The 18,240-nt window shown below is 58.1% G+C and carries 18 protein-coding genes; 8 read left to right on the forward strand and 10 right to left on the reverse strand.

Going from position 1 to position 18,240, the window contains the following annotated elements; translation table 11 throughout:
- Positions 1-162 precede the first annotated feature (162 nt).
- From coaD to NNA36_RS14315, 3 genes are all read right to left on the reverse strand, one after another.
- The gene (coaD, locus tag NNA36_RS14305; protein ID WP_255108175.1) at positions 163-654 is read right to left on the reverse strand and encodes a pantetheine-phosphate adenylyltransferase; all 492 of its coding nucleotides are present in this window, start codon (positions 652-654) and stop codon (positions 163-165) included.
- 116 nt (positions 655-770) lie between these two features.
- Entirely contained in the window at positions 771-1,205 is a 435-nt protein-coding gene (locus tag NNA36_RS14310; protein ID WP_255108178.1) for a CBS domain-containing protein, read from the reverse strand.
- Between the two features lie 63 nt (positions 1,206-1,268).
- On the reverse strand, positions 1,269-2,165 hold the full coding sequence (locus tag NNA36_RS14315; RefSeq protein WP_255108180.1) for a LysR family transcriptional regulator: 897 nt from the start codon (positions 2,163-2,165) through the stop codon (positions 1,269-1,271).
- 102 nt (positions 2,166-2,267) lie between these two features.
- Between NNA36_RS14315 and NNA36_RS14320 the strand changes: the two genes are divergently transcribed.
- Both NNA36_RS14320 and NNA36_RS14325 read left to right on the forward strand, forming a co-directional pair.
- Positions 2,268-3,767: a CoA-acylating methylmalonate-semialdehyde dehydrogenase gene (locus tag NNA36_RS14320; protein ID WP_255108182.1), complete on the forward strand. Its 1,500-nt coding sequence runs from the start codon at positions 2,268-2,270 to the stop codon at positions 3,765-3,767.
- 71 nt (positions 3,768-3,838) lie between these two features.
- Positions 3,839-4,258, forward strand: a complete 420-nt coding sequence (locus NNA36_RS14325; RefSeq protein ID WP_255108185.1) for a hypothetical protein — start codon at positions 3,839-3,841, stop codon at positions 4,256-4,258.
- Positions 4,259-4,319: 61 nt separating this feature from the next.
- Here the strand turns inward: NNA36_RS14325 and NNA36_RS14330 are convergent, their stop codons facing one another.
- A complete protein-coding gene (locus NNA36_RS14330; protein WP_255108187.1) occupies positions 4,320-4,766 on the reverse strand; it encodes a DsrE family protein in 447 nt (148 codons plus the stop codon).
- Between the two features lie 174 nt (positions 4,767-4,940).
- Between NNA36_RS14330 and NNA36_RS14335 the strand changes: the two genes are divergently transcribed.
- From NNA36_RS14335 to NNA36_RS14355, 5 genes are all read left to right on the forward strand, one after another.
- Positions 4,941-6,074, forward strand: a complete 1,134-nt coding sequence (locus NNA36_RS14335; protein ID WP_255108188.1) for a carboxylate-amine ligase — start codon at positions 4,941-4,943, stop codon at positions 6,072-6,074.
- Between the two features lie 122 nt (positions 6,075-6,196).
- Positions 6,197-7,342, forward strand: a complete 1,146-nt coding sequence (locus NNA36_RS14340) for an acyl-CoA dehydrogenase family protein (RefSeq protein ID WP_255108190.1) — start codon at positions 6,197-6,199, stop codon at positions 7,340-7,342.
- 85 nt (positions 7,343-7,427) lie between these two features.
- Positions 7,428-8,468, forward strand: coding sequence for an enoyl-CoA hydratase/isomerase family protein (locus NNA36_RS14345; protein ID WP_255108192.1), 1,041 nt, complete (start codon positions 7,428-7,430; stop codon positions 8,466-8,468).
- A gap of 3 nt (positions 8,469-8,471) precedes the next feature.
- Entirely contained in the window at positions 8,472-9,344 is an 873-nt protein-coding gene (gene mmsB, locus NNA36_RS14350) for a 3-hydroxyisobutyrate dehydrogenase (protein ID WP_255108194.1), read from the forward strand.
- A 102-nt stretch (positions 9,345-9,446) separates the two neighbouring features.
- Complete coding sequence (locus tag NNA36_RS14355; protein WP_303623754.1) at positions 9,447-9,650, forward strand: DUF2892 domain-containing protein; 204 nt, start codon at positions 9,447-9,449, stop codon at positions 9,648-9,650.
- Between the two features lie 18 nt (positions 9,651-9,668).
- Here the strand turns inward: NNA36_RS14355 and uvrA are convergent, their stop codons facing one another.
- Complete coding sequence (uvrA, locus tag NNA36_RS14360) at positions 9,669-12,527, reverse strand: excinuclease ABC subunit UvrA (protein WP_255108197.1); 2,859 nt, start codon at positions 12,525-12,527, stop codon at positions 9,669-9,671.
- Positions 12,528-12,686: 159 nt separating this feature from the next.
- Here uvrA and NNA36_RS14365 point away from each other — a divergent pair, with 159 nt between their 5' ends.
- On the forward strand, positions 12,687-13,046 hold the full coding sequence (locus NNA36_RS14365; protein WP_255108199.1) for a rhodanese-like domain-containing protein: 360 nt from the start codon (positions 12,687-12,689) through the stop codon (positions 13,044-13,046).
- Here the strand turns inward: NNA36_RS14365 and NNA36_RS14370 are convergent, their stop codons facing one another.
- The 5 genes from NNA36_RS14370 to queA form a co-directional block, all read right to left on the reverse strand.
- Positions 13,047-13,607: a methyltransferase domain-containing protein gene (locus NNA36_RS14370; RefSeq protein WP_255108202.1), complete on the reverse strand. Its 561-nt coding sequence runs from the start codon at positions 13,605-13,607 to the stop codon at positions 13,047-13,049.
- A 33-nt stretch (positions 13,608-13,640) separates the two neighbouring features.
- Positions 13,641-15,035 (reverse strand): dihydrolipoyl dehydrogenase, encoded by a 1,395-nt coding sequence (lpdA, locus tag NNA36_RS14375; protein WP_255108205.1) that lies wholly within the window; start codon positions 15,033-15,035, stop codon positions 13,641-13,643.
- A gap of 112 nt (positions 15,036-15,147) precedes the next feature.
- On the reverse strand, positions 15,148-15,726 hold the full coding sequence (locus NNA36_RS14380; protein WP_255108207.1) for a DUF924 family protein: 579 nt from the start codon (positions 15,724-15,726) through the stop codon (positions 15,148-15,150).
- Positions 15,727-15,826: 100 nt separating this feature from the next.
- A complete protein-coding gene (locus tag NNA36_RS14385) occupies positions 15,827-17,086 on the reverse strand; it encodes an MFS transporter (RefSeq protein WP_255108210.1) in 1,260 nt (419 codons plus the stop codon).
- A 102-nt stretch (positions 17,087-17,188) separates the two neighbouring features.
- Entirely contained in the window at positions 17,189-18,235 is a 1,047-nt protein-coding gene (queA, locus tag NNA36_RS14390) for a tRNA preQ1(34) S-adenosylmethionine ribosyltransferase-isomerase QueA (RefSeq protein ID WP_255108213.1), read from the reverse strand.
- Positions 18,236-18,240 lie beyond the last annotated feature (5 nt).

Consider the following 18,240-nt stretch of genomic DNA (forward strand, 5'->3'; position numbering starts at 1 on the left):
GGGTTTTCCGATACCGCACCGTCGCAATACCGACGTAATACCGACGTTGCACCGACGTCGGTTTTCGCGCCTGGAACACGTTCATATTCCGAGTCGCCAGAAACGAAAAACCCCGCTCGAACCGGCGGGGTTTGTCAGGTTTTGCATTGCTCAAAGAGGGTTTCAGCCGAACCGCTCCAACAACGCATCTTTCACGGGCGGGGTCACGAACTTGGAAATGTCGCCGCCCAGACGGGCAATCTCTTTCACCAGCTTCGAGGCAATCGCCTGGTGCTGAAGGTCGGCCATCAGGAACACGGTCTCGACACTGTCGTCCAGCGCACGATTCATGCCAACCATTTGATATTCATACTCAAAATCCGTCACCGCACGCAAGCCGCGGACGATGATCTGGGCCCCGACGTCATGGGCGCAGTCGATCAGCAGGTTCTCGAAAGGATGCGCGACAATCTCGGTTCCTGTCTCGGCCGAAAGCTTGGCGCATTCCGCCTCCACCATCGCCACACGCTCTTCCAACGTGAACAATGGCCCCTTGTCGCGGTTGATGGCCACCCCGATGACCAGCTTGTCCACCAGCGCACAAGCACGGCGAATAATGTCGATATGACCAAGGGTTATCGGATCGAAAGTTCCGGGATACAGGCCTACACGCATGGAAACACTCCACAATTTGTCGCTCGCGCGTACGCAACATTATTGCGCGGGGAAATGCAAGGGCCGGAATGTCTCACCCGTAGTCTTACGGATGAGACGGGGGAAGAAACCTGGGGTCAGTGCCCCATGATCATGCCTTCAAGGGCATCTTTTTCCATCTTCAATTCGCTCAGGCGCGCCTTGACCGCGTCGCCAAGGGTGATCAGCCCCACCATCTCCGTGCCTTCCAGGACAGGCATGTGGCGGAACCGGCCTTCTGTCATCTTTTCAAGGACAGACGTCGCATCATCACCCATCGCGCAGGTCACAAGCTCGGTGGTCATGTAGTCGTCCACCTTGTCCGACATGCACCCCGCACCGCGCGCAGCCAGCTCGCGGACGATATCACGCTCGGACAGGATGCCGTCAGCCGTCTTGCCGCTTTCCGACACCACCACGGTACCGATGCGCTTCTCCGCAAGGATCTTTGCCGCATCAGATACCGAGGTACCGGGCTTGACGGTGACAACCCCTTGATCCCCTTTGGATTTCAGAATCTGATGAACCAGCATATTCGATCCTCCCGTATTAAGAATATTGCTTAAACCCAAGCGTCGTCGCAAGAATCGGGAATGTCAAGTTCCCCCTTCCAACCGCGCCACTTCTTCGCGGATGCCGTTACACAATGCCTCAGAAAACCGGTTGAGCCGTTCAAGGCGCTTGTCATCCTCGTGGCGCACCAAGTAGAATCCGCGCGTCAGGCTGAACTGGTCCGTCAGGATTTTCTTAACCCCTTTGTGAAAGGGTAGCGAAAAGTCATGGACGATTCCCACACCGCCGCCGATCCGGACACAGTTGATCTGCACGGAAACGGAGTTTGATCCGATCGAGGGTTTCTCGACACCGATCTCGCTGAGGTAATCAAGCTCCTTGTCAAAGATCATGTCGGGAATGTAACCGATAATCTTGTGATCCTTGAGATCGTCAAGCGACGTGATTGGCGGATGCGACTTGAGATACCAGCGCGCCGCCGCAAGGTGCAGTTTGTAGTCTGTGATCTTTTGCACCATCAACCGCCCCGCCGTTGGCGGGCTGACCGCAACCACGAGATCGGCTTCGCGCTTTGACAGGCTGAAGACGCGCGGCAAGGCAACGATCTGGATTTCCAAATCCGGATTTTCGTTCGCGATCTTTGAACAGACCTGCGGCAAGAGATAGTTCGCAGACCCATCCGGCGCCCCGATCCGGATCTGCCCCGACAGCCCCCCCGTCTCGCCACCAAGTTCTTCCGAGGCCATCTGCAAGGCCTGCTCGACCCGCGCCGCATGGCCCATCAGGCGCTGCCCCGCATCTGTCAGGGCATAGCCCGTGGGCGACTTCACGAACAACGGCGTCTCAAGCGCCGCCTCAAGCCGCCCGACCCGCCGCCCAACCGTCGCTGGATCCACCTTGAGCCGCCTTCCGGCTGCCGACAGGCTTTCTTCCCGCGCAACGGCAAGGAAAATACGAAGATCATCCCAATGCGGCTCCATCATCACCTCTGAATTTTTGCAAAGCTGTTTTGAAATCTTGCCTCTTTTCCGGTGATTTCTGCAAGCTTAATCTGCGCTCAGACCATTTGAGGAGGAGTCCCGATGCAAGAGCTGACCCACTACATCAACGGCGAACACGTCAAAGGCACGTCCGGCCGTTTCGCAGATGTCTTCAACCCCGCAACCGGTGAAGTGCAGGCCAAGGTTCCGCTGGCCAGCAAGGAAGAATTCGACGCAGCCGTCGAAATCGCCGCCGCAGCCCAGCCCGCTTGGGAAGCCGTGAACCCGCAGCGCCGCGCACGCGTCATGATGAAATTCGTCGACCTGCTGAACCGCGACATGGACAAGCTGGCCGAAGCCCTGTCGCGCGAGCACGGCAAGACCTTCCCCGATGCCAAGGGCGACGTTCAGCGTGGCCTGGAAGTTGTCGAATACTGCATCGGCGCGCCGCAGATGCTGAAAGGTGAATTCACCGACAGCGCCGGCCCCGGCATCGATATGTACTCCATGCGCCAGGCTCTTGGCGTCACCGGCGGTATCACCCCGTTCAACTTCCCGGCCATGATCCCGATGTGGATGTTTGCCCCGGCCATCGCATGCGGCAACGCCTTCATTCTCAAACCGTCCGAGCGTGACCCCTCCGTGCCGCTGATGCTGGCCGAGCTGATGGAAGAAGCCGGTCTGCCCAAGGGCATCCTGCAAGTCGTAAACGGCGACAAGGAAGCCGTTGATGCCATGCTCTACAACGACACCGTTCAGTCGATCGGCTTTGTGGGATCGACCCCAATCGCCGAATACATCTACGGCACCGGTTGCTCGCAAGGTAAGCGCGTCCAGTGCTTTGGCGGCGCGAAAAACCACATGATCATCATGCCCGACGCGGACCTCGACCAGGCCGCCGACGCGCTGATCGGCGCGGGCTACGGCGCGGCCGGCGAACGCTGCATGGCGATTTCGGTTGCGGTTCCGGTTGGCGAAGAGACCGCTGACGCCCTGATCGAGAAACTGATCCCGCGTATCGAAAGTCTGAAAGTCGGCCCCTACACCGCTGGTGACGATGTTGACTATGGTCCGGTTGTCACCGCAGCCGCCAAGCAGAACATCCTGAACCTGGTGGAAAGCGGTGTCGAGCAAGGCGCTGAACTGGTCGTCGACGGCCGCGACTTTAGCCTGCAAGGCTATGAAGACGGCTTCTTTGTCGGCCCGCACCTCTTTGACCGCGTCACCCCCGACATGGACATCTACAAGAAAGAGATCTTTGGCCCGGTTCTGTCGACGGTTCGTGCAGGTTCCTATGAGGAAGCGATCAATCTGGCCATCAGCCACGAATACGGCAACGGCACCGCGATCTACACACGCGATGGCGACACCGCGCGTGACTTTGCCAACCGGATCAACATCGGCATGGTCGGCATCAACGTTCCGATCCCGGTACCGCTGGCCTACCACACCTTCGGCGGCTGGAAGAAATCTGCCTTCGGTGACCTGAACCAGCACGGCCCGGATGCGTTCAAATTCTACACCCGCACCAAGACCGTGACCTCGCGCTGGCCCTCGGGCATCAAGGAAGGCGGCGAGTTCAATTTCAAACCTATGGATTGATCCTGATCGTCAAATCTGATCTTAAAAGGGCCGGAATATCTCCGGCCCTTTCGTTTATTTTCGGTAGCCTCTTGTCTGTAAGTTTCAAAATTCTCAAATCTCACGGCCTTGTTTACGTGCGCTACGAGGGATTTGCCCGCCTCGAAGACACCATGCGCACCTTCGGCGAATACGCGCAGCACCCCGATTGCCGCCCCGGCCAGAAACAGCTTGTCGATCTTTCCGATGTGACCGGGATCGAAGAAAACTTCGCCGAACTCATGAAGCTGCAGGCGGCCAAGGCCGATGTCTTCATGTCCGAGGGCGCGCAGACGATCATCGTCTACTATGCCCCGAATGCCCTGAGCCGCAAAATGTGCAACATGATCGTCCGCTCGTGGGAGCCTTTTGACTCGGTTGTCGCGCTGGTCATGGAAGATGAAGCACAGGCCCTGTCGGTTCTTGGCCTCGCCGAAACCTCGATTTCCCAACTCCTGACCACAGCGGCCTGACTGAAAGCACAAAGCCCCGGCGATTTACCGGGGCTTTACCAATTCCTGCGATGGTCATGCCTTACCAGGCAAGCGTTTTGGTATCGGGGTCAAACAACCAACCGGCAACAAGGTCGGTACTCCCCATGGTGATCCCGTCGATATAGTCGGCCTTGTTCAGGCCCGCCGCTTTCGAACAGGCGCCGCACATGATCACGGTGCCGCCATCCGCGATAAAGGCCTTGAGCATGTCCTGAACCGAGGTCCCATTGTCCGCCATAAGGCCGTGAACATGGCTTGGGCGTTTCTTGTCGGCAAGGTAAACGGCCCGCACGTTCATCCAGATCGCCGTATCGTGCCCCTGCTTCTGCGCCTTTTGATGGGCAAACATAATCGCTTTGGCCGCGGCCCAAGTGTCATCGGTGGTCAGGTTGACAAACAGGCGCGGCTTGACGGTCTCTGCAACCGCGAGCATCGGGCTCAGAACCAGGGCAACCGCCAGAACCAACCGTTTCAAAATCGTTTTCATAGACATCTCCAGTCTTCAGCGCGTTTCACGGTCACAAATATTCCAAAATCAATACGTATTAAAGTCAGAACATTACTGCGCTGGAGGGTTATTCTGACGCAGCCCTTCCGTCACAAGCTTGAAATCACCCTGCTTTCCTGTTGAACTGGTGCCCAACTGGCAGGGAGGACGGCCATGTCTTTGAAAGAACCCGCTTTTACCCTTGGCGTGGAAGAGGAATACCTTCTCGTCGACAAGGACAGCTTCGATCTGGCCCCTGCCCCCGAAGCTCTGATGCAAGAGTGCATGAGCGAACTTGAGGGGCAAGTCAGCCCCGAGTTCCTAAGCTGCCAGATCGAAATTGGCACCACCGTCTGCCAAACTGTCGGTGACGCGCGCGAAGAACTAAAGCGCCTGCGTGCCACGGTGGCGCGTGTTGCGGGTAAGTATAACCTCGCCCCGATCGCGGCCTCTTGCCATCCATTCTCGGACTGGCGCAAGCAGCACCACACCGACAAGGAACGCTACAATGCGCTTCGCGATGACCTCGCGGGCGTCGTGCGGCGGATGCTGATCTGCGGGATGCACGTGCACGTCGGCATCGAGAACAAGGACCAGCGCGTCGACCTGATGAACCAGCTTAAGTATTTCCTGCCACACTTGCTGGCACTGAGCTGTTCCTCGCCATTCTGGCAGGGCGAAGACACCGGTCTCAGCTGTTATCGCCTGACCGTTTTCGACAACCTGCCCCGCACCGGCCTGCCGCCCCGCATGGAAGGCTGGGGGGAATTCGAACGTTCCGTGGCCGCCATGACCGACATCGGGGTGATCGAGGATGCCTCGAAAATCTGGTGGGACCTGCGCCCCTCATCGCGTTTTCCGACCATCGAAAGCCGCATCTGCGATGTCTCTCCGCGCCTCGAGAACACGCTGACGCTGGCCGCACTGAACCAAGCGCTCTGCCGGATGCTCTGGCGTCTGGCCACCAAGAACCAGCGTTGGCGGCTCTATGACAACTTCCTTGTCGCAGAGAACCGGTGGCGCGCGCAACGCTATGGAATCTCGGAAGGTTTGATCGATTGGGGACTCAGGGAAATCGTGCCATTCTCGGAACTCGCACATGAAATCGTCGAACTGATCGAAGAAGACGCGGCCGCGTTGTCTTCGCTGCGAGAGGTGGAAAACACGCTGGCAATCATCGCGACCGGCAACAGCGCCGATCAGCAACGAGCGGTCTACAACGATGCGATACAGGCCGACTATTCCCACGATGACGCCCTGCGCGCCGTCGTGCGCCACCTGATCGAGGAATTCCATACCGACCTCTAGGCATGGGTAGAAATACGGAAGCACAAATTTGCGGGTTTGTTTTGCAATTTTGCGCGCTGACACACTGCTGCAAGATTTGTATAATTTAACGACTGTTCAATTGCGCGTTTTGGGAGGAACCGATGGATTTCGCACTCACCGAAGAACAAACCCTGATCTTTGATATGGCCAAGGGCTTTGGCGAAGAGCATATCGCTCCCAACGCCCAGAAGTGGGAGGCCGAAGGCAGCATCCCCAAGGAACTCTGGCCACAGCTGGCCGAGCTTGGGTTCGGGGGCCTTTACGTTTCCGAAGAATACGGTGGCTCGGGCCTGTCGCGCCTTGATGCCACACTGGTCTTCGAAGCACTGGCCATGTCCTGCCCCGCCGTTGGCTCGTTCCTGTCGATCCACAACATGTGCGGCGGCATGATCGACAAGTTCGGCAGCGAGGAAACCAAGCAGGCCTGGCTCCCTGCTCTCTGCTCGATGGAAAAGGTCTTTTCCTATTGCCTGACCGAACCTGGGTCCGGGTCTGACGCCGCCGCGCTGCGCACGCGCGCCGAAAAGACCAATGAAGGCTACAAGATGAACGGCACCAAAGCCTTCATCTCGGGCGGCAACTACTCGGACGTCTATGTCACGATGTGCCGCACCGGCGAAGAGGGCCCCAAGGGGATCTCGACGATGATCGTGGAAAACGGCACTCCCGGTCTCAGCTATGGTGCCAATGAAAACAAGATGGGCTGGAAAGCCCAGCCTACCAGCCAGGTCCAGTTCGACGACTGCATGGTCCCGCACGAAAACCTGATGGGTGAGGAAGGCAAAGGCTTTTCCTACGCCATGGCGGGCCTTGACGGTGGCCGGCTGAACATTTCGGCTGGTGCCCTCGGCGGCGCGCAGAACGCCCTTGACCTGACGATGCAGTACATGTCCGAGCGCAAGGCCTTCGGGAAGCCGATCAACCAGTTCCAGGCGCTTCAATTCCGTCTGGCAGAGTACGAAACCAAACTACAAGCAGCCCGCACCTTCCTGCGCCAGGCGGCTTGGAAGCTCGACACCGGCGCGCATGACGCGACCAAGTTCTGCGCAATGGCGAAACTGATGGTAACCGACGTAGCCTTTGAAGTCGCAAACGGCTGTCTGCAACTGCATGGCGGTTATGGCTATCTGGCGGACTATGGTATCGAAAAGATCGTACGTGACCTGCGGGTTCACCAGATCCTGGAAGGCACCAACGAGATCATGCGCCTGATCGTGTCGCGCCAGATGATCGCAGACGCGGCCTGATCACCCACCCACTCAAGCGTCCGGCGAAATCCGGGCGCCTTTCCTGCAACCCGCAAGGCTAAAATCACGGGGACTCGCCTACGTCATGAGCGACATTTCCATCCGCAAGGCAGGTAAGACCGGCCGCATCACCTTTACCCGTCCAAAAGCGCTCAACGCGATGAGCTACGAGATGTGCATCGCCATCGAAGACGCATTGGATGCCTGGGAAAATGATGATGACGTCAAGATGATCGTGATCGACGCCGAGGGCGAAAAGGCCTTTTGCGCGGGCGGTGACATCGCCGACCTCTACAACACCGGAAGGGCCAAAGATTACGCGTACGGGCAAAAATTCTGGGCCGATGAGTACAGAATGAACGCCAAAATGTTCGAATTCGGCAAGCCGGTCGCAAGCTTTATGCAGGGCTTCACGATGGGTGGAGGCGTAGGTGTAGGGTGTCACGGCAGCCACCGCGTTGTCGGAGAAAGCAGCCAGATCGCCATGCCGGAATGCGGGATCGGGCTGGTGCCAGACGTCGGTGGATCATACATCCTTGCACATGCACCTGGGCGGATGGGCGAGTATCTGGGCCTTACGGCCGCGCGCCTCAATGCCGGCGATGCAATCACCGCTGGCTTTGCGGACTACTATATCCCCGAAAGCAAGTGGCCTGCCCTGATAGGCAATCTGGAAGAGACCGGTGACTGGACCTTGATCGATGCTGCGGCAACAGAAGCACCTGAAGGGCAAGTTGGCCCGATGCTCGAGGAAATCAACTCGACCTTTGGCGGCGAGAGCCTTGTCGACATCGTGAATGCGCTCAAGGCGCAAGACAGCGCATTCGCGCAGGACGCGCTAAAGAAACTGTCGCGCAACTCCCCCCTCGCGATGGGATGTGCCCTTGAGATCATCCACCGTGTCCGCAGCACCAAGGACATTCGCGCCGCGCTTGAGCAGGAATATCGCTTTACCTACCGCGCAATGGAGCATGGTGACTTCCTCGAAGGTATCCGCGCTCAGATCATCGACAAAGACCGCAACCCGCAATGGCAACACAGCCTGGAAACGCTGCCAGCCGTCGCCGTGAGCCAGATGCTCATGCCGCTTGGGGATGCGAAACTGAGTTTTGAAAAGGGAGAATGAGCCATGAAGATCGGATTTATCGGATTGGGCAACATGGGCGGCCCGATGGCGGCCAACCTTGCGAAAGCAGGCCACGAAGTCACCGGCTTCGACATGGCCGATGTCGCCATTGATGGCGTCACCATGGCCGCATCCGGAACTGAGGCCGCCAAAGGCGCGGATGTGGTGATCACCATGCTACCCAACGGCCAGATCCTGCGCGCCGTTGCGGGCGACATCATCCCTGCGATGGAAAAAGGTGCAGCCCTTGTGGATTGCTCGACCGTCGACGTCGACAGCGCCCGCGCCGTGGCCGAACAGGCCGCCGAAGCGGGCCTTCTGTCGGTCGATGCGCCGGTGTCCGGCGGTGTTGGTGGCGCGGCCGGCGGCACGCTGACCTTCATGGCGGGCGGATCCGCCGAAGCCTTTGCCAAGGCTGAACCGTTGTTTGACATCATGGGCCAAAAAGCCGTGCATTGCGGCGAAGCCGGCGCAGGCCAGGCTGCCAAGATATGCAACAATATGATCCTTGGCGTGACCATGATTGCCACCTGCGAGGCCTTTGCCCTGGCAGACAAGCTCGGACTTGACCGTCAAAAGATGTTCGACGTCGTCTCGACCTCCTCCGGCTATAGCTGGACGATGAATGCCTATTGCCCGGCCCCGGGTGTTGGTCCGCAATCGCCGTCCGACAACGACTACAAGCCCGGTTTCGCGGCTGAACTGATGCTGAAAGACCTTCGCCTCTCGCAACAGGCCGCGGAAAGCGCCGATGCCGATACCCCTATGGGCCAGATCGCAACAGCGCTTTACGAACAGTTCGTTGAATCCGAAGACGGCCTGGGGATGGATTTCTCGGCCATGCTGCCGCGTTTCGAAAAGCGCGGACGCGGCTGATCGTCCCAAAGAACATGCGAGATGCGCCAACCGCGCGTCTCGCCTCTCGACAAACCGGTACCAGACACCACATAGAAAGGTATCGAGAGTTTGGAGAGAAACATGGCTTCCAAGATTTTTGCCAAGAACGTCGGCGGCAGCGACCGCTGGCTTCGTATCATCGGCGGCGCAACCCTGACCGCAGGGTTCTTCGTGTCGGGTAACCCGCTGCTTTTGATCGGTGTACCGATCGCAGCAACAGGTATCTTTTCGACCTGCTTCCTGTATTCGCTGATTGGCTTCAGCACTGCAAAGACAAGCAGCTAAACCCTTGCGAGGTCGCCGTTATTCAGCGGCGACCTTCTTTGGCTCCAGCATGTCCTTGAGATAGTGGCCTGTGTGGCTCCGCTCGACCTTGGCCACGTCTTCCGGCGTGCCAACGGCAACGATTTCACCACCGCCATCGCCCCCCTCGGGGCCGATATCGATGATCCAATCGGCGGTTTTGACAACGTCGAGGTTGTGTTCAATCACCACCACAGTATTGCCCTGATCCACCAGTTCATGCAGCACTTCCAACAACTTACGCACATCTTCAAAGTGCAGACCCGTTGTCGGTTCGTCGAGAATATAGAGCGTCTTGCCGGTTGAACGTTTGGCCAGTTCCTTGGACAGTTTCACGCGCTGCGCTTCGCCGCCCGAAAGCGTGGTCGCCTGCTGTCCGACCTTGATATAATCAAGGCCAACACGACTTAGGGCTTCCATCTTGTCGCGGATCGACGGCACCGCCTTGAAGAATTCCTTGGCGTCCTCAACCGTCATATCCAGGACGTCGGCGATGCTCTTGCCCTTGAACTTGATCTCCAGCGTTTCGCGATTGTACCGCGCGCCACCACAGGTTTCGCAGGTCACGTAGACGTCGGGCAGGAAGTGCATCTCGATCTTGATGACACCGTCGCCCTGACAGGCTTCGCAGCGCCCTCCCTTGACGTTAAAGCTGAAACGGCCCGGCTTGTAGCCACGTGCCTTTGCTTCGGGCAGACCGGCAAACCAGTCACGGATCGGGGTGAAAGCGCCGGTATAGGTTGCCGGGTTTGACCGTGGCGTACGCCCGATGGGCCGCTGGTCAATGTCGATGACCTTGTCGAGGTGTTCCAGCCCCTTGATGCTTTCGCAGGGCGCAGGGGTTTGCCGGGCGCCATTGAGGCGCATGGAGGCCGTCTTGAACAGGGTCTCAATGGTCAGGGTCGACTTGCCGCCACCGGAGACACCCGTGACGCAGACAAATTTGCCCAGCGGGAATTCGGCCGTCACGTTCTGAAGGTTGTTGCCCGTGGCCTTGACCACCTTGATCGACTTGCCATTGCCCTTGCGGCGTTCCGTCGGGACCGCGATTTCGCGCTGGCCGCTCAGGTATTGTCCCGTCAGCGACGCGGCATCGGCCTTGATGGCCTCTGGCGTTCCGTGGCTGACCACCTGCCCGCCGTGCACACCTGCCCCCGGACCAATATCGAAGACATAGTCTGCTTCCCGGATCGCCTCTTCGTCATGTTCGACAACGATCACGGTATTTCCCTGATCCCGCAGGTTTTTCAACGTGCCAAGCAGGCGATCATTGTCCCGCTGGTGCAGACCGATCGAAGGTTCGTCGAGCACATAGAGAACGCCAGTCAGGCCCGATCCGATTTGCGAGGCAAGGCGGATACGTTGGCTTTCACCGCCGCTCAGCGTGCCGCTCGAGCGCGACAACGACAGGTATTCCAAACCAACGTTGTTGAGAAATCCGAGACGCTCGCGAATTTCCTTCACGATGGCCCGCGCGATTTCCTGTTTTTGCGCGGTCAGATGATTGGGAACATCTTCGATCCACGCAAGAGCCTCCCGGATTGACATCTGAACAACCTGCCCCACGTGCAGGCCGGCAATCTTCACGGCAAGGGCTTCTTCCCGCAGGCGATAGCCACCACAGGAGCCGCAGGGACGATTGTTCTGATAGCGTTCGAATTCCTCACGAATCCAGTTCGAATCCGTCTCGCGGTACCGCCGCTCCATGTTGGGAATGACACCTTCGAACACGCGGGTGACCTGGTAAACACGGCCCCCTTCGTCGTATCGGAACGGAATTTCCTCGTCGCCCGAACCATAGAGGAACACCTGCTGAACATGCTTGGGCAGGTTTTTCCACGGGGTGTTCTTGTCAAACTCATAGTGTTTGGCGATCGCCTCGATGGTCTGCAGGAAGTACGGCGACTTTCCCTTTCGCCACGGGGCCAGGGCACCGTCATAAACCTTCAGCGTGGCATCCGGCACAACAAGACGTTCATCAAAGAACAGCTCTGCACCAAGACCATCGCAATCCGGACAGGCGCCAAATGGGGCGTTGAACGAGAACAGGCGCGGTTCGATTTCGGGAATGGTGAACCCGCTCACCGGGCAGGCAAAGTTCTCCGAGAACGTGATACGCTCGGCGTCGCCTTCACGCGGCGCGGTTTCAAGGATCGCGATGCCATCCGCCAGATCAAGCGCGGTGCGCAGGCTGTCTGCGAGGCGGGTTTCCATGCCCTCGCGTACGACAAGACGGTCCACGACAACATCAATGTCATGGCGGTATTTCTTGTCCAGCGTCGGCGGCTCGTCCAGCTCATAGAACTCGCCATCCACCTTCACCCGCTGGAAACCCTGCTTGCGCAGTTCCAGAAACTCTTTGCGGTACTCGCCCTTGCGGTCCCGCACGATGGGGGCAAGCAGATAGCCACGGGTCCCCTCTTCCAGCCCCATGATCCGGTCGACCATATCCTGAACCTGCTGGGCTTCGATCGGCAGGCCCGTTGCTGGACTAAAGGGGGTACCGGCACGCGCGAACAGCAGACGCAGGTAATCGTAGATTTCCGTAACCGTGCCAACGGTCGAACGCGGGTTCTTGGAGGTGGTCTTTTGTTCTATGGAAATCGCAGGTGACAGGCCGCTGATGTGGTCGACATCCGGTTTTTCCATCATATCGAGGAACTGGCGCGCATAGGCCGACAGGGATTCGACATAGCGGCGCTGGCCTTCCGCATAGATCGTATCGAACGCCAGTGATGACTTTCCCGAACCGGAAAGTCCTGTAATCACAACAAGCTGGTCGCGCGGAATATCGACGTCGATACCCTTGAGATTGTGTTCGCGCGCGCCCCGCACCTCGATGTTCTTCAACTCAGCCATCAAAGCCCCCAGTAAACGTAGCCTAGAGATAGGGCAGATGGCGCGAGTCTCCAACAGGAAAAAGTGAACAAAGTGTGAACCTGCGGTTTTCCATTTGTATTCTAATTTTGGAATGTTATATTCAGCACTAACGGGCCAACCACGACGGAGAGGGACAACATGTTCGGATTTCTTTCAGCCGCAAAATCGGGAATGAGTGCTCAGGATGCTGTGGCCGGTGCGGAAGACGGAACTGTGACCATTCTCGATGTGCGCGACCTGGGGGAAGTCACCCAAACCGGTATCGCCAACGGCGCGGTCCACATCCCGCTCATGCGCCTTCGCGACATGGCAGACCCCCGCCATCCGGATTACCACCCGTCTCTCAAAACATCAGACAAGATCGCGGTCTACTGTGCTTCCGGTGCCCGCTCGCACTCGGCCAAGTCGATCCTGTCCCAATTAGGCTACAACGACGTTCACAACATCGGCGGTCTTGCGCACTGGGTGCGTGCAGGTGGCGCGGTTTCCACCGCCTGATCAGGTTTTACGCGCCAGAGCCCAGGCACAGATCGGCATCTTGGGATCATTCTCGAGGCTATCGATCTTTTCATCGTACATCGGCGGCCAGACGTCTTCGAGGTTGCGCTTGGCGGCGTTGCGATTGCCCCACTGTTCGGAATGAACCTCGTCCTCGTCGAACCCGCATTCGATCAACAGGTTCTTGAGACCGCGGGCCGACCAGCGGGAATTGTCCATTGGCGCGGCGTGGAACGGGATGAAAAACGGCACGGCAACCCAGAAGTGCCCGCCCTTCTTGAGCATCCGGCGCACGTTCTTGGTCGCGGCATAGGGCCGGTCAAGATGCTCCCAGACCTGATTGGCGAGGATCAGGTCAAACTTGCGCGGCTTGCCCTCTTCGGTCAGGTACGGTCCGGCGCAAATATCATAGGCCGGATAGCGAAATTTCTGGTACGAGCGAAACTTGAACATCTCGCCCCAATTCCCGGAAATCTCCGCTACATCCAGCTTTTCCGGACCAAGAGACCGGATCATCTTCCGGCTCGACTTGGCCATCACAATACGGTTGAGACTCGGCACGCTCTCTCCCCGAAAATGAACACAAACAAATACTTACATGTGAATGACGCGCCCAAAGGCATCCAAAACGCTTTCGTGCATCATCTCGGAAAGGGTTGGATGCGGGAAGACGGTTTCCATCAGGTCTTCTTCCGTGGTCTCCAGCTTGCGGCCAATCACATAGCCCTGGATCATCTCGGTCACTTCGGCCCCGACCATATGCGCGCCCAGGAGTTCGCCGGTCTTGGCATCAAAGACGGTTTTGACCATGCCTTCCGGCTCCCCCAGCGCGATGGCCTTGCCATTGCCGATGAAGGGGAACCGCCCGACCTTGATGTCGTATCCCAATTCCTTGGCCTTGGCTTCGGTATAGCCAACCGAGGCCACTTGCGGATGGCAATAGGTGCAGCCTGCGATGCTTTCGGGTTTGACGGGATGCGGTTTCTGACCTGCAATCAATTCGGCTACCATGACACCCTCGTGGCTCGCCTTGTGGGCAAGCCATGGCGCTCCTGCGATGTCGCCAATGGCAAAAAGGCCGTCAACACCCGTCCGGCAATAGGGATCGGTCACAACATGGGTGCGATCAACCTTCACACCCAATGCCTCAAGCCCAAGCCCTTCGACGTTGCCAACGATCCCGACCGCCGAGATGACCGTGTCGAACTCAAGTTTTTCGACCTTGCCGCCGGTTTCAATATGCGCGGTGACCTTGCCTTTGGCGCGATCCAACTGCTTGACCATGGATTTCTCCATGATCTTCATACCCTGTTTCTGGAAGGCCTTCTTGGCGAAGGCCGAAATCTCGGCGTCTTCCACGGGCAGAACCCGGTCCATGACTTCAACCACCGTCGTGTCTGAGCCCAGCGTATTATAGAAACTCGCGAATTCGATACCGATTGCGCCCGACCCAATCACCAGCAGTTTCTTGGGCATCCGCGGCGGGGTCAGAGCGTGTTTGTAGGTCCAGACCAGATCTCCGTCTGCTTCAAGGCCCGGCAATTCCCGCGCACGCGCACCTGTCGCCAGAACGATATTCGGGGCGGCAAGGGTCTCGGTGCCCTTCTCCCTTTTGACGCTGACTTTGCCCTTGGCTGGCAAACTCGCCTCGCCCATAAACACGGCCACTTTGTTCTTTTTCATCAAGTGGCCGATGCCGGAATTCAGTTGCTTTGCAACCCCACGGGACCGTTTCACAACAGCATCAAGATCGAAACCGATCTTGTCCGCGCTCAGACCGAATTCCCCGGCGCGCTCCATGAGATGAAACACCTCGGACGACCGCAACAGCGCCTTGGTTGGAATACATCCCCAATTGAGACAGATGCCGCCCATATGCTCGCGTTCGACGATGGCGACCTTGAGACCAAGCTGAGCACCTCGGATAGCTGCCACATAGCCCCCCGGCCCTGCACCAATCACAATCATGTCGAAGCTTTTGTCGCTCATCCGGACCTCCCAATCTCTTTTGAAAAAGCCTAGAGGAGATTCCCTGAGACATCAACGAACTGCCCGCACCAATCGGTACGGGCAGCTCAGATTTCGACTAGAAGGAAACCGCCTAGCTTGCGGCGCGCAGATCCTCGACAGTGCGTCCATATCCGCCGCTGTCGACATAAGCTTTCTCGGCCCCCGTAAAGGTGCGGTCCAACGCATCGTTGCGATACGGAAACCGACCGAAAAGCCGGATGATCTCTCGATGGGCCCGGGCGTGTAGGATGTTGTCATCTCCACCTTCGGGCATCCGCTCTTTCATCAGGCGCACACAGCGTTCCTGGTCGCACAGGTTTTCGGAGTGCATCATTGGCAGGTAGAAGAACTGTCTGGCCGGCTCGTCGATCCGAAGGTCCCACTTTTTGTCCACGGCCGCCTTGGCCGCAGCCAGCGCAGCCCGATCAGACGCGAAGGCGCGGGATGTGCCGCGGAACATGTTGCGTGGGAACTGATCGTTCAAGATCACGTAAGCCAGAACACCGCTTGGATAGGTCAGCCACTGGGCGAAGTTGCCTTCCTGAGCCTTTTTCCACGTGTCCATGAACTTGTCTCTGATCTTCTGATCAAGCTCTTCGGACACAGCGTACCAACCCTCTGGCCCGGTTTCATCGAGCCAGAAACTCAAAATCTCTTCGGGGCTGCTCATTGCCCTGTCTCCTCACCTTCATCACCACCCAAGTGACATAAAAACGTTACACAGGATGTTGTCAGGTTTAACAGTAACAATTTGCGTCAATGACGACATATTATGTCGCCGTCGCGCTTTCTTCCTCTTCCTGGGCCGTTTCGATGGCAAATTCCTGCGCAACTTCAACCGCAACTGGTGACGAAGTGGGCAAGACCGGCGCGTAAGCCCCTGTTTCTGCAACTGTTGCACGGCGTGTCATCCGGTACGCGGCATAGCCCCCCATCACTAGAAGCAAGGCCGCGATGAACAGGAAGAACCCCTGTGCGCCGATGGCCCCCATGATCCAGCCAGTCAAAACCGGGCCGGCAATTGCCCCAACGCCGTTGATGAAAACCATCCCGCCAGAAGCTGCGGCCATGTCTTCGACATCAAGAAAGTCGTTGGTGTGGGCGATCAGCAGCGAATACAGCGGGTTGGACATGCCTCCTACCAGCGTTGCCGCCACAAGCAGCATCCAGAAGCTGCTGCCCGATGCCATGCCGATCAATGCGCCGACACCACCCACGAGAGCAGCAACCATGATGAGGACACGACGGTCCATCCGGTCCGACATCCACCCCAGCGGGTATTGAACAATCGTCGCGCCGACATAGAAGGCCCCTACAAAGATCGAGATTTCCCCAACGGACAGGCCAATCGAGGCCCCGTACACCGCCGACATGCCAAACTGTGCCGAGAACACGCCCCCAAGCAGGAACATACCGACAGCGCCCAAAGGCGAGTTCTTGGCAAGCTCCCTGAGGCTCATCGGTTTGGTGGCATCGAATGCCGGCGTCGGAGAAATGCTGAGAAGAATGGGGGCGAAGGAGATCGAAACCAGCACCGACGGGATGATGAACAAGACGTACCCCGATGGGTCTGCCGTCACCAAAAGCGCCTGTGCGGCAACGATCCCGATCATCTGGACAATCAAGTAGAGCGACAATGCCTTGCCGCGAGTCTCGTTGGTTGCTGCGTTGTTGAGCCAGCTTTCCGCGGTCACGTACACGCCGGAAAAGCAGAAACCGATGATCACGCGCCCGACGATCCACACCCAGGGATGCGCGAAGGTTGGAAAGAGGATCAGAACAGCCGAAATGAACGAAGCAAGCGCCGCGAAGACACGCACGTGACCAACCCGGCGGATCATCTCGGGTGCCATGCGCGACCCACCAAGGAAGCCAAGAAAGTAGGCCGACATGACAATCGACATCTCAAGCGTCGAGAAGCCCTCGATTTCACCGCGAATACCCAAAAGCGTTGACTGAAGACCGTTGCCGACCATCAGAAGCATCATGCCCAGCAGCAGCGCCCAAGCATTTGAAAGGAACATGAACATCGCGGTCTCCTTACTCGAATCCACTGCGAGATAACGCGGTTGCGAGTCGCAGATAAACCTTATCTGCGACTTCGAAGTGTCAAACCCGGCAGAATACGACTCTTACGGTATCAGCAAAGACGCATCGCCATAGGAGAAAAATCTGTAGCGCTCTGAAATCGCATGATCATACACCCTGCGCATCCGATCCTGCCCCATGAGTGCCGAAACAAGCATCATCAGCGTGGACTTCGGCAGGTGGAAATTGGTCATCAAGGCATCGGCCACGTGAAAAGTGAAACTGGGGTAGATGAAAATGTCGGTTGCGCCTGTCCAGGGTGCAATCTGTCCGCCACGTCCCGCGCTTTCGATCAGCCGAAGCGCCGTAGTGCCCACCGGAATGACCCGCCCACCGCCAGCTTTGGTGTCCGCGATTTCCTGCGCAGCGATCTCGCTGACCTGCCCCCACTCAGAGTGCATCTTGTGCTTGGTCACGTCGTCGACCTTGACCGGTAGGAAGGTGCCCGCACCGACATGCAGGGTGACATAGGTAAAGCCGACACCCTTCGCGGCAAGCCTCTCCAGAAGCGGCTCGTCGAAATGCAGCGATGCGGTGGGGGCCGCCACCGCTCCGGTGTTGCGGGCAAAGACGGTTTGATAGTCATCCTTGTCCTGCTCGTCGGCCGCGCGCTTGGCGGCAATATAGGGCGGCAAGGGCATTGCCCCGACATCCGCCAGCGCTTGGTCGAAATCATCTCCGGCAAGATTGAAACGCAGTTCCCCCTGCCCGTCCGCCTTGTGTTCAAGCGTGGCAGTCAAGGCATCCGAGAAAACGATCACTTCGCCTTCGCGGATTTTCTTCAATGGTTTCAACAATCCCATCCACGTGCCCGAGGCCTGCGGCTCAAGCAGGGTCACTTCGATCTTGGCGCGGGTTTCCCCTTCCGGCCCGCTGCGCGCCCGAAATCCCGTCAACCGCGCAGGGATCACCTTGGTGTCGTTGAGAACAAGCCGATCACCCGGCTGCAGCCAGTCGACAAGGTCGGTCACAACTTGATCCAATATTTCGTCCCCATTCGCCACCAGAAGGCGGGCAGAACTGCGAGGAGACGCGGGACGCGTCGCAATGAGGTCTTCGGGAAGGTCGAAGTCGAAATCGGAAAGCTGCATGAAGC

This window comes from Shimia sp. CNT1-13L.2 (assembly GCF_024331145.1).
Taxonomy (GTDB): Bacteria; Pseudomonadota; Alphaproteobacteria; order Rhodobacterales; family Rhodobacteraceae; genus Shimia.